The 25,127-nt window shown below is 74.2% G+C and carries 18 protein-coding genes; 17 read left to right on the top strand and 1 reads right to left on the bottom strand.

The window, feature by feature from the left end; translation table 11 throughout:
• Positions 1 to 59: 59 nt before the first annotated feature.
• From AB0411_RS13610 to AB0411_RS13655, 10 genes are all read left to right on the top strand, one after another.
• A complete protein-coding gene (locus AB0411_RS13610; protein ID WP_366417468.1) occupies positions 60 to 1,526 on the top strand; it encodes a nitrate/nitrite transporter in 1,467 nt (488 codons plus the stop codon).
• A 259-nt stretch (positions 1,527 to 1,785) separates the two neighbouring features.
• Complete coding sequence (locus AB0411_RS13615; protein ID WP_366417469.1) at positions 1,786 to 2,982, top strand: uroporphyrinogen-III synthase; 1,197 nt, start codon at positions 1,786 to 1,788, stop codon at positions 2,980 to 2,982.
• A gap of 325 nt (positions 2,983 to 3,307) precedes the next feature.
• Entirely contained in the window at positions 3,308 to 3,841 is a 534-nt protein-coding gene (locus tag AB0411_RS13620) for a hypothetical protein (protein WP_366417470.1), read from the top strand.
• Between the two features lie 45 nt (positions 3,842 to 3,886).
• The gene (locus AB0411_RS13625) at positions 3,887 to 4,696 is read left to right on the top strand and encodes a hypothetical protein (protein WP_366417471.1); all 810 of its coding nucleotides are present in this window, start codon (positions 3,887 to 3,889) and stop codon (positions 4,694 to 4,696) included.
• A 259-nt stretch (positions 4,697 to 4,955) separates the two neighbouring features.
• Positions 4,956 to 5,624, top strand: a complete 669-nt coding sequence (locus AB0411_RS13630; protein WP_366417472.1) for a CGNR zinc finger domain-containing protein — start codon at positions 4,956 to 4,958, stop codon at positions 5,622 to 5,624.
• A 101-nt stretch (positions 5,625 to 5,725) separates the two neighbouring features.
• The gene (locus AB0411_RS13635) at positions 5,726 to 6,265 is read left to right on the top strand and encodes a sigma-70 family RNA polymerase sigma factor (RefSeq protein WP_088797889.1); all 540 of its coding nucleotides are present in this window, start codon (positions 5,726 to 5,728) and stop codon (positions 6,263 to 6,265) included.
• Entirely contained in the window at positions 6,262 to 7,005 is a 744-nt protein-coding gene (locus AB0411_RS13640; RefSeq protein ID WP_366417473.1) for an anti-sigma factor family protein, read from the top strand. The genes AB0411_RS13635 and AB0411_RS13640 overlap by 4 nt, the downstream gene beginning before the upstream one ends.
• Positions 7,006 to 7,226: 221 nt before the next feature.
• Positions 7,227 to 9,728, top strand: a complete 2,502-nt coding sequence (locus tag AB0411_RS13645; protein WP_366417474.1) for a HelD family protein — start codon at positions 7,227 to 7,229, stop codon at positions 9,726 to 9,728.
• A gap of 437 nt (positions 9,729 to 10,165) precedes the next feature.
• Positions 10,166 to 11,599 (top strand): NAD-dependent malic enzyme, encoded by a 1,434-nt coding sequence (locus tag AB0411_RS13650; RefSeq protein ID WP_366417475.1) that lies wholly within the window; start codon positions 10,166 to 10,168, stop codon positions 11,597 to 11,599.
• A 302-nt stretch (positions 11,600 to 11,901) separates the two neighbouring features.
• A complete protein-coding gene (locus AB0411_RS13655) occupies positions 11,902 to 12,183 on the top strand; it encodes an HU family DNA-binding protein (RefSeq protein WP_006605312.1) in 282 nt (93 codons plus the stop codon).
• Positions 12,184 to 12,930: 747 nt separating this feature from the next.
• Here the strand turns inward: AB0411_RS13655 and murA are convergent.
• On the bottom strand, positions 12,931 to 14,277 hold the full coding sequence (gene murA / locus AB0411_RS13660; protein ID WP_018091261.1) for a UDP-N-acetylglucosamine 1-carboxyvinyltransferase: 1,347 nt from the start codon (positions 14,275 to 14,277) through the stop codon (positions 12,931 to 12,933).
• A gap of 296 nt (positions 14,278 to 14,573) precedes the next feature.
• On the opposite strand from murA, the gene AB0411_RS13665 reads away from it, so the two are divergent.
• From AB0411_RS13665 to AB0411_RS13695, 7 genes are all read left to right on the top strand, one after another.
• Positions 14,574 to 15,245: a YqgE/AlgH family protein gene (locus tag AB0411_RS13665; RefSeq protein WP_366417476.1), complete on the top strand. Its 672-nt coding sequence runs from the start codon at positions 14,574 to 14,576 to the stop codon at positions 15,243 to 15,245.
• Between the two features lie 176 nt (positions 15,246 to 15,421).
• Positions 15,422 to 16,102, top strand: a complete 681-nt coding sequence (locus tag AB0411_RS13670) for a hypothetical protein (protein ID WP_366417477.1) — start codon at positions 15,422 to 15,424, stop codon at positions 16,100 to 16,102.
• Positions 16,103 to 16,374: 272 nt separating this feature from the next.
• Positions 16,375 to 16,668 (top strand): DUF3039 domain-containing protein, encoded by a 294-nt coding sequence (locus tag AB0411_RS13675; protein WP_078568732.1) that lies wholly within the window; start codon positions 16,375 to 16,377, stop codon positions 16,666 to 16,668.
• 693 nt (positions 16,669 to 17,361) lie between these two features.
• Entirely contained in the window at positions 17,362 to 19,017 is a 1,656-nt protein-coding gene (locus AB0411_RS13680) for a beta-N-acetylhexosaminidase (protein ID WP_366417478.1), read from the top strand.
• Between the two features lie 331 nt (positions 19,018 to 19,348).
• A complete protein-coding gene (locus AB0411_RS13685) occupies positions 19,349 to 20,245 on the top strand; it encodes an FAD binding domain-containing protein (protein WP_366417479.1) in 897 nt (298 codons plus the stop codon).
• A 100-nt stretch (positions 20,246 to 20,345) separates the two neighbouring features.
• Positions 20,346 to 22,619: a 2Fe-2S iron-sulfur cluster-binding protein gene (locus AB0411_RS13690; protein WP_366417480.1), complete on the top strand. Its 2,274-nt coding sequence runs from the start codon at positions 20,346 to 20,348 to the stop codon at positions 22,617 to 22,619.
• Between the two features lie 73 nt (positions 22,620 to 22,692).
• On the top strand, positions 22,693 to 25,023 hold the full coding sequence (locus tag AB0411_RS13695) for a xanthine dehydrogenase family protein molybdopterin-binding subunit (protein WP_366417481.1): 2,331 nt from the start codon (positions 22,693 to 22,695) through the stop codon (positions 25,021 to 25,023).
• Positions 25,024 to 25,127 lie beyond the last annotated feature (104 nt).

Below are 25,127 nucleotides of genomic sequence, written 5' to 3' on the forward strand. Positions count from 1 at the left end.
GGTACGGAAACCCGCCCTCCCTAGCGTCATTGCGCAGGACCCGACCCCTGGGAGGCGCGATGACGGCCGCGGCAGCAGACACCCGTAGCGACACACCCGACGACACCCCCGACGGCGGCCGGACGGAGGGCCGGGCGAGGCGGGGCGGCCGGTGGATCGAGCGCTGGGACCCGGAGGACGAGGGCTTCTGGCGGGAGACGGGGGAGCGGGTCGCGCGGCGGAACCTCGCCCTGTCCGTGTTCTCCGAGCACATCGGGTTCTCCATCTGGAGCCTGTGGTCGGTGATGGTGCTGTTCATGGGGCCGGAGTACGGGATCGATCCGGCCGGGAAGTTCTTCCTGGTGGCGATGCCGACGCTGGTGGGCGGGGTGCTGCGGGTGCCGTACACCTTCGCGGTGGCGCGGTTCGGGGGGCGCAACTGGACGGTGATCAGCGCCGTGATGCTGCTGGTGCCGACCGCGGTGGCGGCGGCGGTGCTGGAGCCGGGCACCTCGTACACGACGTTCCTGCTGGTCGCGGCGCTGGCGGGGGTCGGCGGCGGGAACTTCGCCTCGTCGATGACCAACATCAACGCGTTCTATCCGCTGCGGAAGAAGGGGTGGGCGCTGGGGCTGAACGCCGGCGGCGGCAACATCGGGGTGCCGGTGGTCCAGTTGCTGGGGCTGCTGGTGATCGGGACGGCGGGGGCCGCGCATCCGCGGATCGTGCTGGCCGTCTACGTGCCGCTGATCGTCCTGGCGGCGGTGCTCGCGGCGCTGTTCATGGACAACCTCGCCCCGGTGACGAACGACACCGGGGCGGCCCGCGACGCCGCGAGGGAGCCGCACACCTGGGTGATGTCGCTGCTGTACATCGGCACGTTCGGGTCGTTCATCGGCTACAGCTTCGCCTTCGGGCTGGTGCTGCAGAACCAGTTCGCGCGCACGCCCCTCCAGGCGGCGTCGCTGACGTTCATCGGGCCGCTGCTGGGGTCGCTGGTGCGGCCGGTCGGCGGGCGGCTGGCGGACCGGTTCGGCGGCGCGCGGATCACCCTGGGCAACTTCGCGGCGATGGGCCTGGCCACCGGGGTGGTGATCTACGCGTCGGGGGAGCGGTCGCTGCCGGTGTTCCTCGTCGGGTTCATCGCGCTGTTCGTGCTGTCGGGGCTCGGCAACGGCTCCACGTACAAGATGATCCCGGGCATCTTCCAGGCCCAGGCGCTGCGGCGCGGGCTCGCGGGCGAGGCGGCCGCGGTATACGGACGGCGGCTGTCGGGGGCGGCGATGGGGCTGATCGGGGCGGTGGGGGCGCTCGGCGGGCTGGCCATCAACCTGGCCTTTCGCCAGTCGTTCCTGGTGGCCGGGTCGGGCACGCCGGCGTTCGTGTCGTTCCTGGCCTGCTATGTGGTGTGCGGCGCGGTGACCTGGGGCGTCTACCTGCGTCCCGCGGTGCGCGGGCGGCGTGCGGCGCAGGTGGCAGCGGGTACGGAGGAGGCCGGTGCGGCGGCCGTGGACGGGGAGCGGGGGCCGGTGTACGCGGAGGTGTGAGCGGCGGGGCCGGGCGGCCGGGCGGCGGGAGCTGCCCGCGCCCGCCCGCCGTGGGTGTACCGCCCGTACGGCGTGGGCGGCGGCGCACCGTCGTAACCGCGGGGAAATACTGGAGGACCGGGACCGTCACGTGCCGTTGGCACCTTGGCATCTTGACACCCTGGTACCTCGTGCCGCCCGAGCCGCGGCGGGGCGGGACGGGACGGAAGCGGTACGCAGGCACACGGCAGCACACCACTCTGGGCGGAGCGGGACGACCATGCACGAGCAGCAGCAGGAGCACGACGAGCGGGAGCCGGCGGCGGAGACGACGCCGGCCGTCCGGCCGCTGGACGGGTTCACCGTCGGGGTGACCGCCGCCCGGCGGGCGGAGGAGCTGGGCGCCCTGCTGGAGCGGCGCGGCGCCCAGGTGACGCATGCGCCGGCGCTGCGGATCGTCCCGCTGCCGGACGACACCGAGCTGCTCGCCGTGACCCGGGACCTCATCGACCGGGTGCCGGACGTCGTCGTGGCCACCACCGCCATCGGCTTCCGCGGCTGGGTCGAGGCCGCGGAGGGCTGGGGCCTCGGCGAGGCGCTGCTGGAGCGGCTGGCCGGGGTGGAGCTGCTGGCGCGCGGGCCCAAGGTGCGCGGCGCGATCCGGGCCGCCGGGCTGACCGAGAAGTGGTCGCCGGCCTCCGAGTCGATGGCCGAGGTGCTGGACCGGCTGCTGGAGGAGGGCGTGTCCGGGCGCCGGGTCGCCATCCAACTGCACGGGGAGCCGCTGCCGGGGTTCGTCGAGGCGCTGCGGGCCGGTGGCGCGGAGGTGGTCGGCGTCCCGGTGTACCGGTGGATGCCGCCGGAGGACATCGGCCCGGTCGACCGGCTGCTGGACGCGGTGCTCTCGCGCTCCGTGGACGCGGTGACCTTCACCAGCGCGCCGGCCGCCGCGTCGCTGCTGCGCCGGGCCCAGGAGCGCGGGATCCGCGCGGAGGTCCTGGCGGCGCTGCGGCAGGAGGTGCTGCCGGTGTGCGTGGGACCGGTGACCGCGCTGCCGCTCCAGGCGGAGGACGTCCCCACCCTCCAGCCGGAGCGCTTCCGGCTGGGGCCGCTGGTGCAGCTGCTGTGCCGCGAACTCCCGGGACGCGTCAGGCCGTTGCCGGTGGCCGGGCGGCGGCTGGAGATCCGCGGGCACGCCGTCGTGGTGGACGGTGCGCTGCGGCCGGTGCCGCCGGCCGGAATGGCGCTGCTGCGCGCACTGGCCCGGCGCCCCGGCTGGGTGGTCTCCCGCGCCGACCTGCTGCGGGCCCTGCCCGGGGCGGGCCGCGACGAGCACGCGGTGGAGACCGCGATGGCCCGGCTGCGGGGAGCGCTGGGCGCACCCAAGCTGATCCAGACCGTCGTCAAGCGCGGCTACCGGCTGTCGCTCGACCCCCATGCGGACACGGACAAGTACGGCGGGGAGCAGGGCGAGTAGGGGGCGCGCGGGCCGGGGCGGGGCCGGGGCCGGGGGTGACGGGGCCGACCGGCGCCGCGTCGTTGAGGCCGTCCCGGCTTCTCCGCCCGGTCTCCTGACGGCACATTATGTGATTGCGCCCCGGCGTGCGCCCCCGTAGCGTGCGGTGTGCGCGGACGGTGAGGATCTTGCCGGCCGCCCACGGGGGAACGGGGATCACGGGGATGCTCTCGGCGCTGACGTCATGTCATGTGCCTGCGCTCGACCGGCGCGGGTACGGCATGTCCGAGATGTCATGGATACGTCAGCTCCCTCCACCGTCGGCACATTCCGCGCGCACGGATTCATGACCAACGGAGGACACCCCACCATGCGCATGCGCACCTTTCTGACCTCGGCGGCCGTGGCCACCGCGCTGCTCGCCGGCTCCACCGCCCCCGCGATGGCCGCGCCGGCCCCCGCGACCGCCGCACCGGCCCCCGCGACCGCCGCACCGGCCCCTGTGATGGCCGTGCCGGCCACCGCGAGCGGCGCCGGCGTCTTCATCACCAACGGCGACCGCGTGCACATCTCCAGCACCCCGCCGCGCACCGCGTCCGCCCACGCCTGGTGGACCCACGTCAGCGGCCCCGGCACCAAGGCCAAGGTCACCATCTGGCTGCAGATGAAGTCCGGCAGGACGTGGCACTCGGTCGCCAAGAACGCGAAGAACCTCAAGTCCGGCAACGGTGGCAGCGCCCGCCGGGTCGTCGCGCGCAAGAAGTGCGCGAACAGCAGCAGGCACCAGTGGCGCACCATGATCGACGTCGACCTCATCGGCGTCGCCGACTCGCCGGAGAAGGCCTACACCAAGCCGGTCACGGTCAAGTGCGGCGTCTGATTTTCTAGTTCCGCCCTTCCCTCCGCTCGATCCAGGAGTACGACCATGAGTGATACCGGTCCGGACGCCACCCTCATCGTGGGACTGCACGGGGTACTGGACCGGTATCCCTGGATCGACCGGGTGAGCGCCGAGTTCGACCTCGAAGAGGACGTCTTCGGCCTCGCCGTGAAGCGGGCGTCCGCCTACGCCTGGAGCTCCACCGCCCTGACGGACGAGCCCGCCGACAACCTCTGGGACCACCACGACGCGGACGGCGACTGGACGCAGGACGGCCGGGTCCGTCAGGTGGCCTGGCTGCACTCGTCGCTGCCGCGGCCCGTGAACATCCCGGGCAGGAAGCAGCGCGCCCGCCGCCTCCCGGTCCTGCCCGTCATCACGGTCCTCTCGGACGCGCTGCGCCGCGTCGGCACCCTCCGCCTCACCGGCACCCACGCCCTCGTGCCGCTGCACCGCGCCGGGGACGCCCGCATCGAACTCGCCGAAGTGGCCGACTGGTTCGCCCTCGCCGACCCGTCCGGCGCGGCGTCGCTGACGGTCACCGTGTCCGCCCTGCCGTCGGCCGGCCTCGCCGCGCGGGGCGCCGAGATCCGCGAGGCGGCGCTCGAACGCACCTACGGGCACATGACGGTGAAGGCCCTCAAGCCCGCCGGCGCGCCGACTCCGGGGCTCGCCCGTCCCCTCGCCGGGGAGGTGCAGGCCGAGGGCATGCGCCCGGCGCTCGCCTTCCGCTGCGAGGTGCGCGAGTGGTCCACGGACGTGGCCGCGTGGACGACGGAGGTGTTCGCGGACTCGGTCCGGGCGGTGACGGGACTCTCGGGCCTGATCCTCATCACGGTCTCTTCGGAAGGCTGAAAACCGCGGGTGGGGGAGGGCCCGCGGAGGCAGGGGCCGCGCGGGACCGGCGGGCCGGGACAGACGCGCGGCACGGCGGCCCCGCGCGGCACGGCGGCTCACGCGGACCCGGTCCATGACGCGTGGGCACACCGCGCCCACCCGCTGTGTCCGCGTGCGGTTCCTCCGTGGAGTGCCCGCTTCCGGAGGGTTCCGGCGGGCCAGGGGGCCGGGGCACTCTGGGAGCACACACGTTTGGTCCCTAAGGAGTGACAGGCACATGGCGGCGCCTTGCGACCTGCGGTTCGACTGCGGCCGGATCTGCCTGGACCTCGCGGCCACGTCCGGCGCCCCCGCCGAACGGTTCACCGGCGAGGGGCCCACCGGTGAACGGCTCACCGGCCCCGACCAGTTGCGGGCCTGGCTGCTCGGCGCGGGCCTGGTGCCGCGCGGGACCCCGCTGGACGGCGTCGACGGCAGCTGGGTGGGCCGCTTCCGTGCCCTGCGCGAGCTGCTGCGCCGCGTGGTGCACGAAGAGCTGCGGGGCCGGGCGGCCGACGCCGATCTGGCGCTGCTGAACTCCGCGGCCGCCTCCGGACAGCCGCCCGCCCCGTGCGCGGTCCGCACCGCCGACGGCGCGCTGGCCGGCGCCCTGCCCGGCCCGCCCGACTGCGCCGGGCTGCTGGCCGCGGTGGCCCGGGACGCCATCGGCCTGCTGACCGACCCGGCGTCGCGCGGGCAGCTGCGGCAGTGCGCGGGCGAGAGCTGCACGCTGGTGTATCTGGACACCTCGCGCGGCCGGCGCCGGCGCTGGTGCTCCAGCGAGGTGTGCGGCAACCGCGAGCGGGTGGCCCGGCACCGGCGGCGGACGACGGTGCGCGGCGGGCAGGACGGAAGTGCTGGTCAGGGCGTCGTGACCGGCGCGGAAAAATTTTCCGCCGAACTCTGAGTAACCCGCCCGGCCCGTCCGTACTCCTCACCGCAAGTCCGATTCATGGCAGGGTCCCCCGGCGATCTTGGGCGATCTGGGCTATCGACCCGGGAGTTGGAGTGCGTAAGGATGCCGTCGTGGCAGACAGGACGACACCTGACGAGGAGCTCATGCGAGCCCTCTATGACGATCACGCGGGGCCGCTTCTCGCCTTCGTCCTGCGATTGGTGGCGGGCGACCGGCACCGCGCGGAGGACGTGGTGCAGGAGACGCTGGTGCGTGCCTGGCGCAACGCCGACCAGTTGCAACGGGCGACCGGCTCGATACGACCCTGGCTGGTGACCGTCGCACGGCGGATCGTGATCGACGGGCACCGCAGTCGCAAGGCGCGGCCCCAAGAGGTCGATCCGACCCCTCTGGAGACGATGCCGGCCGCCGATGTCATCGACCGGGCGCTGCGCATGATGACCATCTCGGAGGCGCTGAGCGACCTGAGCCAGGCCCATCGAGAGGCCCTCGTCGAGACGTATTTCAAGGAACGTACGGTCAACGAGGCAGCGGAGGTGCTGCGCGTACCGGCCGGGACCGTGCGGTCCCGGGTCTTCTACGCGCTGCGCTCCCTGAGACTCTCGCTAGAGGAACGAGGAGTGACGGAGTGAACCCGCCCGCGCAGCCGGACCGGCACACCGACGTCGGCGCCTATGCGCTGGGCGTTCTGGACGGTGCCGACGCCGACCGGTTCGAGGCGCATCTCGTCGGCTGCCACCGGTGTGCGGCCGAACTGGAAGAACTCATGGGCCTGTCGCCGGTACTGGCCGAGTTCAAACAGACCGCGCCCACCCCGCAGACGATCACGGCCGTCCCCGGCCCGGGGCTGCTGGACGGGCTGATGAACGAGGTCGCCGCCACCCGGCGCGGCCGTGCCCGCCGGCGGCTGTTCCTGGTCGCCGCGGCCGTCGTGCTGATCGTCGGCGGGCCGCTCGCCGCGCTCCGGCTGACGCCCCAGGCGCCCGAGGAGCAGGCGGCGCCGCCGCTGGCGAACGCGGTGCGGGCCCAGTACGCGGCGGGCGAGAAGGCGAGCTCCGTCGACCCGGAGACCAAGGTCTCCGCGGGCGTGTCCATGGCGGCCCGCCCCTGGGGCACCCAGGTCGTCCTGGAACTCGCCAACGTCAAGGGCCCGCTCACCTGCGGCCTGGTCGCCGTCGGCAAGGACGGCAAGCGGCAGACCGTCACCACCTGGGCGGTCCCCAAGGGCGGCTACGGCATCCCGGGCGGCGCCGCGAAGTGGAACCGCGAGCCCCTCTACGCGGCGGGCGGCGCGGGCTTCAACCGCGGCGACATCGACCACTTCGAGGTCACCACGACGGACGGCAAGCGGCTGGCGAAGGTGAACGTCTGAGCGGTGCGAGCGGGCGCCCCGGCCGGGTACGGCACGGCGGCGCCCGTCAAGCACCGCCACGCCGTCGGTCGGCGCTCCCCTCGACCGGGTCACGCCCGACGTAAAGGCTTGAGTCGACATCCGACCGAACTCGCCCGATTTTGTCCCTTTCTCCAGGTGCGCGCGGTGCCTGGTTCGCGTACGGTTGACGGCTGCCCTACGCACAGCAGAAGGGGGCCTGGGTGGCCGCGCACAACGCCACGCACGCACCGGACCACGCTTCGGATTCCGTTCGCGACCGCGAGATCGAAGCCGAGCAGACGCATCTGGACCGCGTCTACCGGCGCCTCGAGGAGAAGATCCACGAGGCCGAGTTCCTGATGGACGACGCCGCCAAGCGCGGCCAGGTCGGCACGCCCGGCGCGCTCGCCGAGCGCGACGCCCAGGTCTTCCAGGCCGGCGTCCATCTCCACCGCCTGAATTCGGAGTACGAGGACTTCCTCTTCGGCCGGATCGACCTGCTCCTCGGCAAGGACGGCAAGAAGGGCCCGGACGGCGCCTTCACCTCCGTCGAGCCCGCCGACGGCGCGATCGAGAACAACCGCGCCACGATCGCCGAGACGCTGCACATCGGCCGCCTCGGCGTCCTCGACGCGGACTACTCCCCGCTGGTCATCGACTGGCGGGCGCCGGCCGCCGCCCCCTTCTACCGGGCCACGCCGGTCGCCCCCGGGCGGGTCGTGCGCCGGCGGGTGATCCGCTCCAAGGGCCGCAGGGTCCTCGGCGTCGAGGACGACCTGATGCGCCCGGAGATCACCGCGACGCTGGACGGCGAGGAACTGCCGGCGATCGGCGACGGTGCGCTGATGGCCGCGCTGGGCCGGGCCCGCAGCCACACCATGCGGGACATCGTCGCCTCCATCCAGGCCGAGCAGGACATGGTGATCCGCGCCCCCGCCGCCTCCGTCACCGAGGTCGAGGGCGGCCCCGGCACCGGCAAGACCGCCGTCGCGCTGCACCGCGCCGCCTACCTCCTCTACCAGGACCGGCGCCGCTACGCGGGCGGCATCCTGATCGTCTCCCCCACGCCGCTGCTGGTCGCCTACACCGAAGGCGTGCTGCCCTCCCTCGGCGAGGAGGGCCAGGTCGCCATCCGGGCACTCGGCTCGCTGGTCGACGGCGCGGAGGCGACCGCGTACGACCCGCCGGCGGTGGCCCGCGTCAAGGGCTCCGCACGGATGCAGAAGCTGCTGCGCAAGGCGGCCCGCGGGGCGCTGGAGCTGGCCGGACCCGCGGCCGCGGCGCCCGAGGCCGGGGCCACGGACGGGGACACCCAGCTCTCCCTGGAGGACCTCGTCGCCGCGCCCGACGGGAACGGCGCCGGCAGCGGCACACGCAACGGCCGCCGCACCCGCTCCAGACCCTCCCGCCCCGCCTCCGCCGCACCCGCCCGGCTGCGGGTCGTCGCCTTCGGCGGCCGGCTGGAGCTGGACGCCGACGAACTGCACGCCATCCGGCAGTCCGCGCTCGGCGGCACCGCCCCGGTCAACCTGCTGCGCCCGCGCGCCCGCCGGCTGATCCTGGACGCCCTGTGGGCCAAGTCCGGCGCCGCCCGCCGCTACACGGACCCCGAACTCGCCGCCGAGGCCCGCGAGGGCTTCGACGAGGACATCACCACCGAGCCCGACTTCCAGGAGTTCCTGGACGCCTGGTGGCCCGAGCTGACCCCGCGCGGGGTGCTCGCCGCGATGGCCGACGAGCGCCTCCTCGGCCGCTGGGCGCGCCGGCTCCTCAACCAGCGCGAGGTGCGCCAACTGGCCCGCTCCCTGCGCCGGTTGGACGACACCGGGCACGGCCCCCTGTCGGTGCACGACGTCGCGCTCCTGGACGAGCTGCAGACGGTCCTCGGCGCCCCGATGCGCCCGCCCCGGCCGCGCGAGGCCGACCCGCTGGACCACCTGACCGGCCTGGAGGAGCTCACGACCTACACCGAGCGCAACGGCGGCGGCCGCGGCCGGCGCGAACGGCTGGAGGAGGAGCGCACCGACTACGCCCACATCATCGTCGACGAGGCGCAGGACCTGACGCCGATGCAGTGGCGGATGGTCGGCCGCCGCGGCCGGCACGCCACCTGGACCGTCGTCGGCGACCCCGCGCAGTCCTCGTGGTCCGACCCGGACGAGGCCGCCGCCGCCCGCGACGAGGCGCTCGGCACCCGCCCGCGCCGCCGCTTCACGCTCACCGTGAACTACCGCAACCCCGCGGAGATCGCCGAACTGGCCGCCAGGGTGCTGGCGCTGGCGATGCCCGGCATGCAGTCGCCGAAGGCGGTCCGCTCCACGGGCCTGGAGCCGCGCTTCGCGCTCGTCGCGGAAGGCGGTGGGCCGGCCCCGGCCGACGGCGACGCGGCGCTGGAGCGGGCCACGGTGGCCGAGGCCCGGCGGCTGCTGGGCGAGGTGGACGGCACGGTCGGCGTCGTGGTGGCCATGAACCGCCGCGCGCAGGCCCGCCGTTGGCTGGCCCCGCTCGGCGACCGGGTGGTGGCACTGGGCTCCCTGGAGGCCAAGGGGCTGGAGTACGACGCCACCCTGGTCGTCTCCCCGGCCGAGATCGCCGACGAGTCCCCGGCCGGCCTGCGGGTGCTGTACGTGGCGCTGACCCGCGCCACCCGGCAGCTGACCGTGCTGTCGGCCGAACGGGACGAGCCGGACGGGGACGGCGTCCCCGACCTGCTGCGGGACTGACGGGCCGGCGGGGCACCCGTACGGCGGGCGCGGCCGGACGCCGCGCGCCGCCGTCCGAGGGGTCTTGAAATCGGGCCCGCGGGACGGGATTCGCTTCCGGGGATGGTTTGTTAGCCTGGGTGACGGCACCGGCTCGATCCAAGCCCCCGGGCCCAACCATCGTCGCTACGAGCGACCACTTGCCGCGAGGCGAGCATGGCGGGCCGGTGTCTCAGCCCTGAGAGGCCCACGTCACCCCGTGACGTGGGCCTCTTTGCTTGGCCGATCAACTCTCGTATGGTGGAATACGTTTTCCGAAGTTGCATTGGATGGTGAACACAACGTTCGCAATCCACCACGGCTACCGCGTACTCAGGGGTAGGTGCGACGATCGGACAGCACAACGCTGTGACCCGCAGCGAAACACAGCGAAACGGTGAAAGCAGAGGAAGTCGGCCATGGCAACGGCGCCCAGCGTCTCCTACTCGATGACGGTCCGGCTGGAGGTGCCCGCGAGCGGAACCGCGGTCTCCCAGCTCACCACGGCCGTCGAGTCCCACGGAGGCTCGGTCACCGGCCTCGACGTGACCGCGTCCGGCCACGAAAAGCTCCGCATCGACGTCACGATCGCGGCGACCTCCACCGCGCACGCCGACGAGATCGTCTCCCAGCTGCGCACCATCGAGGGCGTCTCGCTGGGCAAGGTCTCCGACCGTACGTTCCTGATGCACCTCGGTGGCAAGATCGAGATGTCGTCGAAGCACCCCATCCGCAACCGCGACGACCTCTCCATGATCTACACCCCCGGCGTCGCCCGCGTCTGCCAGGCCATCGCCGACAACCCCGAGGACGCCCGCCGGCTGACCATCAAGCGCAACAGCGTCGCGGTCGTCACCGACGGCTCCGCCGTCCTCGGCCTCGGCAACATCGGCCCCAAGGCCGCACTGCCCGTCATGGAGGGCAAGGCGGCCCTCTTCAAGCGCTTCGCCGGCATCGACGCCTGGCCGCTGTGCCTGGACACCCAGGACACCGACGCCATCGTGGAGATCGTCAAGGCCATCGCCCCCGGCTTCGCCGGCATCAACCTGGAGGACATCTCCGCCCCCCGCTGCTTCGAGATCGAGGCGCGGCTGCGGGAGGCCCTGGACATCCCCGTCTTCCACGACGACCAGCACGGCACCGCCATCGTGGTGCTCGCCGCGCTCACCAACGCGCTGCGCGTCGTCGGCAAGAAGATCGAGGACGTCCGGGTCGTGATGTCCGGCGCCGGCGCGGCCGGCACCGCCATCCTCAAGCTGCTGCTCGCCGCCGGCGTCCAGCACGCCGTCGTCGCCGACATCCACGGCGTCGTCCACGCCGGCCGCACGGACCTGGTCGACGCCGACCCGGACTCGCCGCTGCGCTGGATCGCCGACAACACCAACCCCGAGGGCGTCACCGGCACCCTCAAGGAGGCCGTGGTCGGCGCGGACGTCTTCATCGGCGTCTCCGCGCCCAACGTCCTGGACGGCGACGACGTCTCGAAGATGGCCGAGGGCGCGATCGTGTTCGCGCTCGCCAACCCCGACCCGGAGGTCGACCCGGCCGTCGCCCGGCAGACCGCCGCCGTCGTGGCCACCGGCCGCTCCGACTTCCCGAACCAGATCAACAACGTCCTGGTGTTCCCCGGCGTCTTCCGCGGCCTGCTGGACGCCCACTCCCGTACGGTGAACACCGAGATGATGCTGGCCGCGGCCGGCGCCCTCGCGGACGTCGTCCTGGAGGACGAGGTCAACCCGAACTACATCATCCCCAGCGTCTTCAACGAGAAGGTCGCGGGCGCGGTCGCCGGAGCCGTCCGGGAGGCCGCCAAGAGCGGCGACCCGGCTGTGACGGCCACCACGGCGGTCTGAGTACGGCGCGTCGCTGGACACGCCGTCGTTGGGGCCCCCATAGGGTGGCGGGAAGCGACCGCCGCCCTGTGGGGCCGGCCCGGAGCGGGAATGATACGGAGCGTCACCACGACGAGGCAGTGGCGCTTTTCGTGTGACCCTCCTGGGTGCCGGATTGGCTTTACCGCCGCAGGTGGGGGCAGGATGCGTAATCGGGCGCGAGGGTCTGGCACCAGACCCGGGTCCGGGGACTGTCCGAGGGCCCTGGCAGCATCGGCTTCGATCTCACGCCTCATTGGCAAGAAGAACACGGGAGTACAAACATGAACCGCAGTGAGCTGGTGGCCGCTCTGGCCGATCGCGCCGAGGTGACCCGCAAGGACGCCGACGCCGTTCTGGCCGCCCTCGCCGAGGTGACCGGCGAGGTTGTCGCCAAGGGCGACGAGAAGGTCACCATCCCCGGCTTCCTGACCTTCGAGCGCACCCACCGTGCCGCTCGCACCGCGCGCAACCCGCAGACCGGCGACCCGATCCAGATCCCGGCCGGCTACAGCGTGAAGGTCTCCGCGGGCTCCAAGCTCAAGGAAGCCGCCAAGGGTAAGTAACACCCCTAGCACGGCATAAAAGGCGGCCACCCCTCCCAGGGGTGGCCGCCTTTTCGTGTCCCCTGGGGGCGCGGCGGCCGTCCGGGGGCCGTCTGGGGCCGCTCCGGGCCCTGTGTGCGCCCGGAGCGGCCGGGGGCGGCGGAACCGGGAGGCTGCGGGGTCCACGGCGGTCAGAGGGGCCGCCAGGGGCGTGTGGGGCGGTGGTGTGGCGCCCGTAGGGGCGGTGGGGGTGCCCTCGATGGACAGGCGGCCACGGGGCGGCGGCGAGGCCGCGCGCGGGGGCCGGACGGGCGCAGGGGCCGGACGGTCCGCGCTCGGTGGGCACCGCTTCGGCGCACCCGGCCGGACGGTGGGGCGGCCGGCCGTCACCCTGGCGGTGAAGTCCCGGCCCGGCGGGGCAGCCGTACGGGTGACGTCGCAGGACACCCGGGAGCACGCATGGGGACGGGGGCAGCACGTCGCCGGGGGAGGGGAGCGCCGGCGACGATGCCGGTGCGGACCGTTCGCCTGCTCATGACGGCGGCTCGGAGCGTGGGGCACGGCCGGCCGGGCCGGGACTGCCGCGGCCGCGGCCTCTGGGGACATGAGGCCCCCGCAGGGGCGAACGCACCGCCCCTGCCGAGGAGTTGCCGGAGGGCGTGCGGGTGGGGAGCGGCGGAAAGCCGCCCCCCATCGCTCAGTCGGCGCTCAGCCGGGCAGGGGCCGGTGCCCCGCCGGGGCACTCGGCCGACCGCCCCACCGGGGCACTCAGTTGGGCAGTGCCCCGTTCGGCAGCTCGACGTCGGCGCCCAGTTCCACGAGCTTCTCCATGAAGTTCTCGTAGCCGCGGTTGATCAGGTCGATGCCGTGCACCCGGGAGGTGCCCTGGGCCGCCAGCGCCGCGATCAGGTACGAGAAGCCGCCGCGCAGGTCGGGGATGACCAGGTCGGAGCCCTGCAGCTTGGTCGGTCCCGAGACGACCGCGGAGTGCAGGAAGTTGCGCTGCCCGAAGCGGCAGGCGGAGCCGCCCAGGCACTCCCGGTAGAGCTGGATGTGCGCGCCCATCTGGTTGAGCGCGGACGTGAAGCCGAGCCGGGACTCGTAGACCGTCTCGTGCACGATCGACAGGCCCGACGCCTGGGTCAGCGCGACGACCAGCGGCTGCTGCCAGTCGGTCTGGAAGCCGGGGTGGACGTCGGTCTCCAGGGCGATGGCGTTGAGCAGGCCGCCCGGGTGCCAGAAGCGGATGCCCTCGTCCTCGATCTCGAAGGCGCCGCCGACCTTGCGGAAGGTGTTGAGGAAGGTCATCATCGACCGCTGCTGCGCGCCGCGGACGTAGATGTTGCCCTCGGTGGCCAGCGCCGCGGACGCCCAGGAGGCCGCCTCCAGGCGGTCCGGGAGGGCGCGGTGGGTGTAGCCGTCGAGTTTGTCGACACCGGTGATCCGGATGGTCCGGTCGGTGTCCATGGAGATGATCGCGCCCATCTTCTGCAGGACGCAGATGAGGTCCTCGATCTCCGGCTCCACGGCGGCGTTCGACAGCTCGGTGACGCCCTCGGCCAGGACGGCCGTCAGCAGCACCTGCTCGGTCGAGCCGACCGACGGGTACGGCAGCCGGATCTTGGTGCCGCGCAGTCGCTGCGGCGCCTCCAGGTACTGCCCGTCGGCGCGCTTCTCGATCGTCGCGCCGAACTGGCGCAGCACGTCGAAGTGGAAGTCGACCGGGCGGCCGCCGATGTCGCAGCCGCCGAGGCCGGGGATGAAGGCGTGGCCGAGGCGGTGCAGCAGCGGGCCGCAGAACAGGATCGGGATCCGTGAGGAGCCCGCGTGCGCATCGATGTCGGCGACGTTGGCGCTCTCCACGTGGGAGGGGTCGAGGACCAGTTCGCCCGGCTCGTCGCCGGGGCGCACCGTGACGCCGTGCAGCTGCAGCAGCCCGCGCACCACACGTACGTCACGGATATCGGGCACGTTGCGCAGTCGGCTGGGGCCGCTGCCGAGGAGGGCGGCGACCATGGCCTTCGGCACAAGGTTCTTCGCGCCGCGAACCCGGATCTCGCCCTCGAGCGGGGTGCCGCCGTGGACAAGCAGTACGTCGTCAGTAGAGACGGTCATGGATCTCGCGTTCCTGGAGACGGGCAGGGCCAAGCTGAAATGGTAAGGGCGGGCGGGGGTGAGTCCGTAGGCCCGTGCAGTGTCTGAGCATGTAATGGCTTTGTCACAACACGCTCCGCTACGATCCGCCTTTGATCTGTAATCGACCTTTGGCTGGAATTGCCGGGGAATGTCGTGAATGGCCTATCCGGTGCCGGTGCTGTGCGCCGGTGCTGCCGCCGTACGCCCTGCCCTGCTCTGGAGCGGGTACGGGCGTTGACTCCCCGCTTCGGGCGGAAGTGCGGGATCATGTGGCCATGACCGAGGTGTCCTCGCTCACAGGGCGGCTTCTTGTCGCGACGCCCGCGCTCGCCGATCCGAATTTCGACCGCGCGGTGGTGCTGCTCCTCGACCACGACGAGGAGGGCTCCCTCGGCGTGGTCCTCAACCGTCCCACGCCGGTCGGCGTCGCGGACATCCTCGCGCCCTGGGCCGCACTGGCCGGCGAGCCGGGGGTGGTCTTCCAGGGCGGCCCGGTCTCGCTGGACTCGGCGCTCGGGGTGGCCGTGGTGCCCGGCGGGCTGTCCGGCGAGGGCGGCATCGCGTCCGTGGACAGCGGCGCCCTGGCGGGCGGGGAGGGCGCGGAGACGGCCGGCGCACCGGCCGCCGACCGGGCGGGCGTCCAGTCGGGTGACGAGCCGCTGGGCTGGCGCAGGGTGCACGGCGCCATCGGTCTGGTCGATCTGGAGGCCCCTCCGGAACTCCTCGCGGCGGTCCTCGGCAGCCTGCGGATCTTCGCCGGGTACGCGGGCTGGGGGCCGGGCCAGCTGGAGGACGAACTGGTCGAGGGCGCCTGGTACGTCGTCGAGTCCGAGCCGGGTGACGTCTCCTCGCCCGACCCGGAGCAGTTGTGGCGCGCGGTGCTGCGCCGGCAGCGCAACGAGCTGGCGATGGTGGCCACGTACCCGGACGATCCGTCGCTGAACTGACCCTCGTCGGACGGCGGACGGGCGGTTCCGCGGCGGCCCGGATTTTGTTGACGACTTGATTATTGTGACGGCTTCGTCATGGGGAATTGTCGGACCCCGTCGCTATGGTTCGAGATGACAGGGGACGGTGCGCGGTCGCGTCGGCGGGACCGCGCTGGACGAGCGGGGGAGTCGCCATGCACAGGCCGAGCGTGCCCGAGGATCTGGACCACCCGGAGCGGCTGTGGGCGCGCGCCGCGACGCTGGCGGTAGTGGCGGCCGCCGTGGACGACTGGGACGAATTCTCCTGGGGCGACCAGGGATTGCAGTGCTGGAACGACGGCGGAAGCTACTGGTGGCGGCTGAAGCTGTTCGAGGACGGCCGGGCCCTGCTCTGCGGCCAGGACTCGGACGGCAGCCATACGCACAGCGGCGGCCGCCAGATCGACTTCCTGGCCGGCGGCCCCGCATGGCTGCCCTGGGAGCAGGTGCGCGAGGACGCCGAGGGCAACCTCTTCGGGTTCGTCTACTGGTGGCAGGACGGCGCCTGGGCCCGCGCCCCGTACCCCGAGAAGCTGCCGGACGACGGCCTGGAGATGGCCATGAGCTGGGTCGCGCCCGGTGACGACGCGGCCAGGGACATCGCCGAGGTCCTCGTGGCGCGCACGGAGACGGAGGTCGACGCCCTGGCGGCGGTCCGCGCCTTCCTGGCCGCCGCGGAGGCCCGCAGGGTCGCCGCCCAGGACATCACCGCCCTGCTGGACGCGGTCTGCGGCCAGGACTGCTGGTACGAGGTCCGGCCGGACGCCGCGCTGGCGTTCGCCGCGCGGCTGGGCCTGACGGCCGGTTCCCGGGGCGGGGTGGCCGTGGCTTCCTAGGAGGGTGGCGGCGGCTGTCCAGGGGCCGGTCCTCCGGGATGGCGGGGGCTTCCCGGGGGTGCCGCATCGCTCCGTCCGCACCCCCGTGGGCCCCGGCCCCGGTGCGCCCCGGGGCGGCGAAGGGCCCGGCGGGCAGGCGCTCGGGGCGGGGTCGGCGCCGTACGCGCTGCGCCCGCGTGACCGGAGGGGTGGCGGGGGGGTGGGGCGTGCGCTCCCTCCGGCGGCGGACCGACGCTCCCGGGTTGCGTCGGGCGTGAGTACCCTTGGCTGTTATGAGCACTGTTGAGCCCGAGCGCGGGGCAGGTACGGGGACCCTCGTAGAGCCGACACCGCAGGTGTCGCACGGCGACGGCGACCACGAGCGCTTCGCCCACTACGTCCAGAAGGACAAGATCATGGCGAGCGCGCTCGACGGCACCCCCGTCGTGGCGCTGTGCGGCAAGGTCTGGGTCCCGGGTCGCGACCCGAAGAAGTACCCGGTCTGTCCCATGTGCAAGGAGATCTTCGAGTCCATGGGCGCCGGTGGCGACAAGGACAAGGGCGGCAAGGACGGCGGCAAGAAGTAGCCACCGGCCGTGACACCCGGCCGGCCACGGCCGGGTGCCCGCGCACGAGCCCAGCAGCAGAGCCGAGGAGCCGCAGGACGCAGCCGTCCGTCGGGACGCAATCGTCCGTCGGGCCGTACCTGCCCCTCCCGGCGTCGGTGCCCCGCCTCGGCTCGCCGGCCCGGGGAGTACGGGCCGCGTCAACAGTGCGCGCGTACGAGCGCGTCCCGCCGGCCGCCTGCGCGCACGAGGTCCTCGGCAGCAGCTGTGAGAGTTCGGGCCCCGGTCCCTCGCGGACCGGGGCCCGTCCGGCGTTCCAGAACGCCGCTGCGTGTACCGGCGCCGCCCCGCACCGGGCCGCCCCGTGCCGCGCGCCCGGCAGCGGCCCCCGCGGGCGACCGGGAGCCTCCCCGTACGCAGGGACCGGGTGCCGCCCCGCACCGGGCAACCGGGCGCCGCCACCCGCCCCGCTCCGGCCGCACAATCTCCCCCGAACTCCCGGGAATTGCCCCACGCGATCGGCCCACGGCTTCACCGGTACGCCGGACGGGATCGGCCGGGGCGCGGTCACGGTGGCCCGGATCATGGCAGCATCGGCCGTGACGGCCGGCCCCGTGCCGGCCTTCTTCTCCACCTCGCATCCTCTTCGTACTCGGGTGTACTCGTGCGGGCCGACCGGTCCTGGGCCGGGCGGCGCGGTGAAGGGCGGACGGCATGCCGGACACGGACATCACCCCCACGGCGCCGGGCGGCGGACTGGTTCCGCTGCCGCTGAGCATCGACGGACCCGGTCGCAGCGCGGTCCGCCTCGGGCAGGACACGGCCCTGGCGGCCGCGCCCGGCACCGAGGACACCGCGCACTGGCTGCGCGCCACCCTCGGCGCGGCGTTCGGCCTGCCGCTGCCGCCCGGCTCCGGCGAGGCCGCGGACACCCTCGCGCTCGCCCTGGACCCCGCCCTCCCCGCGGAGGGCTACCGGCTGGAGGCCGATCCCCGGTGGGGCGTACGGATCACCGGCGGCGGCCCGGCCGGGGTCTTCTGGGGAGCGCAGACGCTGCGTCAGCTCCTCGGCCCGCACGCCTTCCGCCGGGCGCCGCTCGCACCCGGGCGCGCGGCCGTCCTGCCGCAGCAGACCATCGAGGACGGCCCCCGCTTCGCCTGGCGCGGCATGCTGCTGGACGTCGCCCGGCACTTCCTGCCCAAGGACGGGGTGCTGCGCTGCCTCGATCTGCTCGCCGCCCACAAGCTCAACGTCCTGCACCTCCACCTCACCGACGACCAGGGCTGGCGGATCGAGATCAAGCGCTACCCGAAGCTGACCGGCATCGGCGGCTGGCGGGAGCGCACCAAGATCGGTCACCGGGCCTCCCCCCTCTGGGACGAGCGCCCGCACGGCGGTTACTACACCCAGGACGACATCCGCGAGATCGTCGCCTACGCCGCCCAGCGGCATATCACCGTCGTCCCCGAGATCGACGTCCCCGGGCACTCGCAGGCCGCCATCGCCGCGTACCCGGAACTCGGCAACACCGACGTCATCGACACCACCTCCCTGAAGGTCTGGGACACCTGGGGCGTCAACCCCAACGTACTGGCGCCCACCGACACCACCCTGCGCTTCTACGAGCAGGTGCTCGACGAGGTCCTCGCGCTCTTCCCCTCGCCGTTCGTGCACATCGGCGGCGACGAGTGCCCCAAGGACCAGTGGAGGGAGTCCGCCGCAGCCCAGGCGCGGATCGCCGAGCTGTCGCTGGCCGGTGAGGACGAACTGCAGAGCTGGTTCATCCGGCACTTCGACCGCTGGCTCGCCGACCGCGGCCGGCGGCTGATCGGCTGGGACGAGATCCTCGAAGGCGGGCTGGCCGAGCGCGCCGCGGTCTCCTCCTGGCGCGGCTGCGCGGGCGGTGTCGCCGCGGCGAAATCCGGCCATGACGTCGTGATGTGCCCCGAACAGCAGGTGTACTTGGACCACCGTCAGCACCACTCCCCGGACGAGCCGGTGCCGATCGGCTTCGTGCGGACCCTGGAGGACGTCTACCGCTTCGAGCCGGTGCCGCCGGAGCTGACCGCCGACCAGGCCGCGCACATCCTGGGCACCCAGGCCAACGCCTGGACCGAGGTCATGGACAGTCAGCAGCGCCTCGACTACCAGGTCTTTCCGCGGCTGGCCGCCTTCGCCGAGGTCGCCTGGTCGCGGCTGCCCGCGCCGGCCGACCGCGACTACCAGGACTTCACCCGGCGGATGACTGTCCACTACGCCCGTCTCGACGCCCTCGGTGTCGACTACCGCCCGCCCGGCGGCCCCCGCCCCTGGCAGAAACGGCCCGGCGTGCTCGGACGCCCGATCGACGGGGCGCCCCCAAACGTGTGAGCCCCCGCCCAAGGAGGGCGCTCGCGCGGTCGGACCCTGGGACGGTGGTGCGGTACGGCAGCCGCCCCGCACCGCGGCACTGCCGTACCGGGCACCGCCGTACGGTCGGTGCGCCGTACCGGACGCCGTTGCCGGTGCGCCGCACCGCAGTTCCCGCACGGCCGGCGGCGGACGAAACCGGACCAGCACCCTGTTCGGGGACGGATCGCCGGTTCGCGGACCCTCGCGCCGGGGGCCCGGGAAGATGTGCCAGAGTTGCCACGTCCGGGCTGTGAGCACGTACCGTACGGCGGAGCGGAACTGCCGGGACACCGGGGAAGGGGCAGCTGGCTTGACCACGCACGCACCGCACGCGTCGCACACGGTGACGTTGCCGGCCTCGCTCGACGAGGCGGTGGCGGCGCTCACCGCCATGCCCGCCGCCGTTCCGGTCGCGGGCGGCACCGATCTCATGGCGGCGGTCAACGCCGGACTCCTCAGACCCGCAGCCCTGGTGGGCCTCGGCCGGATCAGCGAGATCCGCGGCTGGCAGTACCTCGACGGCCATGCGCTGCTCGGCGCCGGCCTCACCCTCGCCCGTATGGGGCGCCCCGACTTCGCCGCGCTGATCCCGGGGCTCGCCGCCGCCGCCCGCGCCGCCGGCCCGCCGCAGGTCCGCAACGCCGGCACCCTCGGCGGCAACATCGTGACCTCCGCGCCCACGGGCGACACCCTCCCGGTGCTCGCCGCCCTGGAGGCCACGGTGATCATCGCCGGTCCCGGCGGCGGCCGGCGCGAGATCCCGGTCAGCCACCTGCTGGCCGGCCGCGAGATGCTGAGCCCCGGTGAACTCGTCGGCTTCGTACGGGTGCCGCTGCTGCACGCCCCGCAGACCTTCCTCAAGGCCACCGCCCGCACCGGCCCCGGCCGGGCCACCGCCTCCGTCTCGCTCGTCCTGGACCCGGCCAGGCGCGGCGTGCGCTGCGCGGTGGGCGCGGTGGCCGCGATGCCGCTGCGTCCGCTGGAGGCCGAGCAGTGGGTGGCCTCCCTCATCGACTGGGACGGCGAACGCGGCCTGGTTCCCGAGGCGCTGACGGCCTTCGGCGACTATGTCGCGGCCGCCTGCATCCCGGACCCGGCGCCGCCGGAGGACGGTTCGGAACCGGCCACCCTGCCGCCCGCCGCACTCCACCTGCGCCGTACGGTGGCAGCCCTGGCCCGCCGCGCACTGGGAAGGGCACTCTCATGAGCCAGCGCCGAACGGGGGCCCGCCCGGCCGAGGACCGGGGGAACGTCATCAGGAGGTGCGCGCCTCGCGAATGCGAGGCCGAGCGAAGCGAGGGCTCGGCATGAGCGACGCAGACAACCGCCATCCGTACCAGCCGCATCCCGACCAGGGCTGGCAGCCGCTGCCGCAGGGCGGCGAGTACGAGTCGGAGGCGACGGCCTTCGTGCAGCTCCCGGAGGGCTTCACCAGCGGGGTCTACGGCGGCGGATCGCCCCGGTACGGCACCCCGGGAGCCGAGCCGCTCGCCGCGCCCGGTCACGGCTACACCCCGCCGTCCTCCTTCGCCCCGCACGACCCCGCGCCGCCGGTCGCGGACCCCGGCACCGACCCGGCGTCCACCGGCCAGTGGACGATGCCCTTCGCGGACCCGTCGGCCGGATACGCCGACCCGTCCGCCGGATACCCGGCCCATGCGGAGTACGCGGCCCACCACGGCCCCGCCGAGGGCTACCACGGCGACGCCCCCGAGGCGGCCCGGTCGTGGCACGCCGACCCGGTGGACTGGCCGGTCGCGGGCAGCCCGGAGGCGGGCGGCCACGCCACGTGGTCGGTCCCCGCGGCCGCCGACGACGGCCTGGAGGAATCCGGCGAATACCTGCTCGGCGACGACGGACTGACGGGGTATCCGGCACATACGGGCGGCCACCCGGGCCACCCGGGCCATCACGACCCTTCCGACCGGACCGGTCATACGGGTCACCCCGGCCATCCGGAACACCCCGGGCATTCCGGCCCCGCGGGAGTCGGTGGCGCCGAGGGCTACCAGGGCGCCGGATACCCGGGCGCGGGTGCGTACGAGGGCGCCGGGCACGCGACGGACCCCGGCGCGGCCGCCCACACCGGGCACTGGAACTTCACCGCCGGACCGGCCGCCGCGAACGGGGCCGGCACGGCCCCTGCCGCGCCGCAGGACGGCCCGCACGGCGGGGCGGCGCACGAGCACTTCGGCGCCGCCGACGACCCGTACGCGCGCGAGCGCGGCCTCCCGGAGCACGGCGCCGGGCCGGACGCCGAACTGCCCGGCGACGGCGGCGCGTCGGGCGGCGACCCGTACGCGGCCGGCGCGGGTGCCCTGAACGGCGGGGCGACCGGGCACTGGTCGCTGCCGGCCGACGCGCTGGCCCAGTGGCCGCCCGTCGCGGAGAGGGCACAGCCGCCGCACGACGAGGCGTCGCAGGAGCACGGGACGCCGCGGCCGCACGAGGCCGCGGACGGGCCCGACGGGGCGGCGGACACCCCCGGCACGGGCGGCTGGGCGGTCCCCGGAGCCGGCGGCCGACGGCCGGAGGAGTCCGGCGAGTTCGCGCTCAACGACGCGACCGGGCCCGTGCCGCACCCCGACGGCGGCACGGACGCACCACCGGAGCACGGCGAGCACCGCGACCGGACGGCCCGCGACGGACGCACGGCCCCCGACGGCTTCGCGGACCCGGCCGGCGCCGGGCACGCCGGCGAGGGCGCCGGGACGGACGAGAGGTCCGACGAGGACGGCACCGGCGGTGCCGGTGACCTGCGGTCCGCCGACGGCGCCGACGCCACCGGTGGCGGGATGCCCGCCGGCGGCCCCGAGGGCGTTGCCGGCCCCGAGGCCGCGACCGGCCCCGAGGCCCCCACGGAGTCCGCACCCGACGCCACGCCCGCTCCGGCCCCCGCCGCCGGCCAGGAGGACGACCCCCAGGCCGCGGGCGACCCCGCCGCCGAGGCCTTCGACGAACACCCCGCCGCGTCCTACGTCCTGCGGGTGAACGGCATCGACCGGCCGGTCACCGACGCCTGGATCGGCGAGTCGCTGCTCTACGTGCTCCGTGAGCGGCTCGGGCTGGCCGGCGCCAAGGACGGCTGCTCGCAGGGCGAGTGCGGGGCCTGCTCCGTCCAGGTGGACGGGCGGCTGGTGGCGTCCTGCCTGGTGCCCGCGGCCACCACCGCGGGCAGCGAGGTGCGCACGGTCGAGGGGCTCGCGGAGAACGGCGTGCCCTCCGACGTGCAGCGCGCGCTGACCGCGTCCGGTGCGGTGCAGTGCGGCTTCTGCGTACCGGGGATGGCGATGACCGTCCACGACCTCCTGGAGGGCAACCACGCCCCCAGCGAGCTGGAGACCCGCAAGGCGCTGTGCGGCAACCTCTGCCGCTGCTCCGGCTACCGGGGCGTGCTGGACGCCGTCGACGAGGTCGTCAAGGCCCGTGCGGAGGCCGCGGAGGCCTCCTACGGCCCGGGGGACGACTCCGACGGGGCGGCGCCGGCGGACACCGCCCGCATCCCGCACCAGGCGGGCCCCGCCGACCCCACGGGCCACGCCCCGCACGACCAGGATCCGCACACGGGAGGCTCCGCATGAGCGAGCGCAGCGAGCGATTCGGGGAGAGGCGTGCGCTGAGCGAATGCGAGGCCGGGCGAAGCGAGGTTGCGGCATGAGTGGCACGTCCGACGGCGCGGGTGCCGTCACCGCGACCCCGGCGGCGGGCACCCCGGTCCCCGCCGAGGAGCCGGCGCACGGCCTGGGCGTGTCCCTGCCGTCCGCCGACGCACCGGCCAAGGCCGAGGGCACCTTCCCGTACGCCGCCGACCTGTGGGCCGAGGGGCTGCTGTGGGCCGCGGTGCTGCGCTCGCCGCATCCGCGGGCCCGCATCCTGTCGATCGACACCAAGCCCGCCGAGGAGATGCCGGGCGTGCGCGTCGTCGTCACGCACGAGGACGTCCCCGGCGACGCGGGGCACGGCCGGGGCACCGCCGACCGGCCGGTCTTCGCCAAGGACGAGGTCCGCCACCACGGCGAGCCGATCGCCGCGGTCGCCGCCGAGCACCCCGACACGGCACGGCTGGCCGCCGCCGCCATCGCCGTCGAGTACGAGGTCCAGGACGCGGTCACCGACCCCCAACTGGCCTTCGAAGCAGAGCCGCTGCACCCGGACGGCAACCTCATCCGGCACATCCCGCTCCGCTTCGGCGACCCCGATGTCGTCGGCGAGGTGATGGTCGAGGGGCTCTACCGGATCGGCCGCCAGGACCCGGCGCCCATCGGGGCCGAGGCCGGGCTCGCGGTGCCGCGCCCCGACGGCGGCGTGGAGATCTACACCGCCTCCACGGACCCGCACACCGACCGCGATCTCGCCGCCGCCTCCTTCGGGCTGGAACCGGACCAGGTCAAGGTCGTGGTGACGGGAGTGCCCGGCGCCACCGCCGACCGCGAGGACCCCGGCATCCAACTCCCGCTCGGCCTGCTGGCCCTGCGCACGGGCTGCCCCGTCAAGCTCGCGGCGACCCGCGAGGAGTCCTTCCTCGCGCACGCCCACCGCCACCCCACGCTGCTGCGCTACCGCCACCACGCGGACGCCGACGGCACGCTGGTCAAGGTGGAGGCCCAGATCCTGATGGACGCCGGCGCCTACGCGGACACCTCCGCCGATGCGTTGGCCGCCGCGGTCTCCTTCTCCTGCGGCCCGTACGTCGTCCCGCACGCCGTCGTCGACGGCTGGGCGGTGCGCACCAACAACCCGCCGTCCGGCCATGTCCGCGGCGAGGGCGCGCTGCAGGTCTGCGCCGCCTACGAGGGCCAGATGGACAAGCTGGCCGCCCGGCTGGGCCTGGACCCCGACGAGATCCGGCTGCGCAACGTCATGGCCACCGGTGACCTGCTGCCCACGGGGCAGACGGTGACCTGCCCGGCCCCGGTCGCCGAACTCCTGCACGCCGTCAAGGAAGCGCCGCTTCCCGAGCTGCCCAAGGACGCGCCCGAAGCGGAGTGGCTGCTGCCGGGCGGTCCCGAGGGCGCGGGCGAACCGGGCGCGGTGCGCCGGGGCGTCGGCTACGCGCTGGGCATGGTGCACATGCTCGGCGCGGAGGGCACCGACGAGGTCTCCACCGCCACCGTCAAGGTCAGCGGCTCGGTGGCCACCGTCATCTGCGCCGCCGTCGAGACCGGCTCGGGGTTCTCCACCCTGGCGCGGCAGATCGTGCAGGAGACGCTCGGCGTCGACGAGGTGCATGTCGCGGGCGCCGACACCGACCAGCCGCCGGCCGGACCGGCCTGCCACGGGCGGCACACCTGGGTCTCCGGCGGCGCCGTCGAGCGCGCCGCCAAGATGGTCCGTACGCAGCTGCTGCAGCCGCTGGCCCACAAGTTCGGGATGTCCACCGAGCTGCTCCAGATCAACGACGGCAAGATCACCTCCTACGACGGGGTGCTCAGCACCACCGTCGCCGAGGCGCTCGACGGCAAGGAACTGTGGGCCACCGCCCAGTGCCGGCCGCATCCGACGGAGCCGCTGGACGAGTACGGCCAGGGCGACGCGTTCGTCGGCCTCGCCTTCTGCGCCATCCGCTGCGTCGCCGACGTCGACATCGAGCTCGGCACCGTCCGGGTCGTGGAGATGACCGTCGCCCAGGACGTGGGCCGGGTGCTCAACCCGCGCCAGCTGCGCGCCCGTATCGAGGCCGGTGTCACCCAGGGCCTGGGCGCGGCGCTGATGGAGAACCTGCGCACCACCCGCGGTCAGGTCCGCCACCCCGACCTGACCGGCTACTCCCTGCCGACCGCCCTCGACGCCCCCGACATCCGCATCGTCAAGCTCGTCGAGGAACGGGACGTCATCGCCCCCTTCGGCGCCAAGCCCGCCAGCGCGGTCCCGGTCGTCACCGCACCCGCCGCCGTGGCCTCCGCCGTCCGTGCCGCCACCGGCCGCCCCATCGGCCGCCTCCCGATCCGCCCCCAGGCGGCGGTGGCGCAGGTGGTCCAGCAGTAGAGCCGCCGCGCTCCTCTGAAGTATTTCCCCGCCGCCCACCCCCCTTCGGGGGGTGGGCGGGTGTATGTGTGCCGGCTTCGGGTGGGGAGGCGCCGCGTGGGGCC

Source organism: Streptomyces angustmyceticus (assembly GCF_040701845.1).
GTDB classification, from domain to species: domain Bacteria; phylum Actinomycetota; class Actinomycetes; order Streptomycetales; family Streptomycetaceae; genus Streptomyces; species Streptomyces angustmyceticus_A.

Coding starts and splice junctions, on each gene's coding strand:
- AB0411_RS13670 (WP_366417477.1), top strand. CDS start 15,422: ATGCACAGGCCGAGCGTGCCCGAGGATCTGGACCACCCGGAGCGGCTG.
- AB0411_RS13650 (WP_366417475.1), top strand. CDS start 10,166: ATGGCAACGGCGCCCAGCGTCTCCTACTCGATGACGGTCCGGCTGGAG.
- AB0411_RS13665 (WP_366417476.1), top strand. CDS start 14,574: ATGACCGAGGTGTCCTCGCTCACAGGGCGGCTTCTTGTCGCGACGCCC.
- AB0411_RS13615 (WP_366417469.1), top strand. CDS start 1,786: ATGCACGAGCAGCAGCAGGAGCACGACGAGCGGGAGCCGGCGGCGGAG.
- murA (WP_018091261.1), bottom strand. CDS start 14,277: ATGACCGTCTCTACTGACGACGTACTGCTTGTCCACGGCGGCACCCCG.
- AB0411_RS13655 (WP_006605312.1), top strand. CDS start 11,902: ATGAACCGCAGTGAGCTGGTGGCCGCTCTGGCCGATCGCGCCGAGGTG.
- AB0411_RS13625 (WP_366417471.1), top strand. CDS start 3,887: ATGAGTGATACCGGTCCGGACGCCACCCTCATCGTGGGACTGCACGGG.
- AB0411_RS13690 (WP_366417480.1), top strand. CDS start 20,346: ATGAGCGACGCAGACAACCGCCATCCGTACCAGCCGCATCCCGACCAG.
- AB0411_RS13620 (WP_366417470.1), top strand. CDS start 3,308: ATGACCAACGGAGGACACCCCACCATGCGCATGCGCACCTTTCTGACC.
- AB0411_RS13695 (WP_366417481.1), top strand. CDS start 22,693: ATGAGTGGCACGTCCGACGGCGCGGGTGCCGTCACCGCGACCCCGGCG.
- AB0411_RS13680 (WP_366417478.1), top strand. CDS start 17,362: ATGCCGGACACGGACATCACCCCCACGGCGCCGGGCGGCGGACTGGTT.
- AB0411_RS13630 (WP_366417472.1), top strand. CDS start 4,956: ATGGCGGCGCCTTGCGACCTGCGGTTCGACTGCGGCCGGATCTGCCTG.
- AB0411_RS13675 (WP_078568732.1), top strand. CDS start 16,375: ATGAGCACTGTTGAGCCCGAGCGCGGGGCAGGTACGGGGACCCTCGTA.
- AB0411_RS13610 (WP_366417468.1), top strand. CDS start 60: ATGACGGCCGCGGCAGCAGACACCCGTAGCGACACACCCGACGACACC.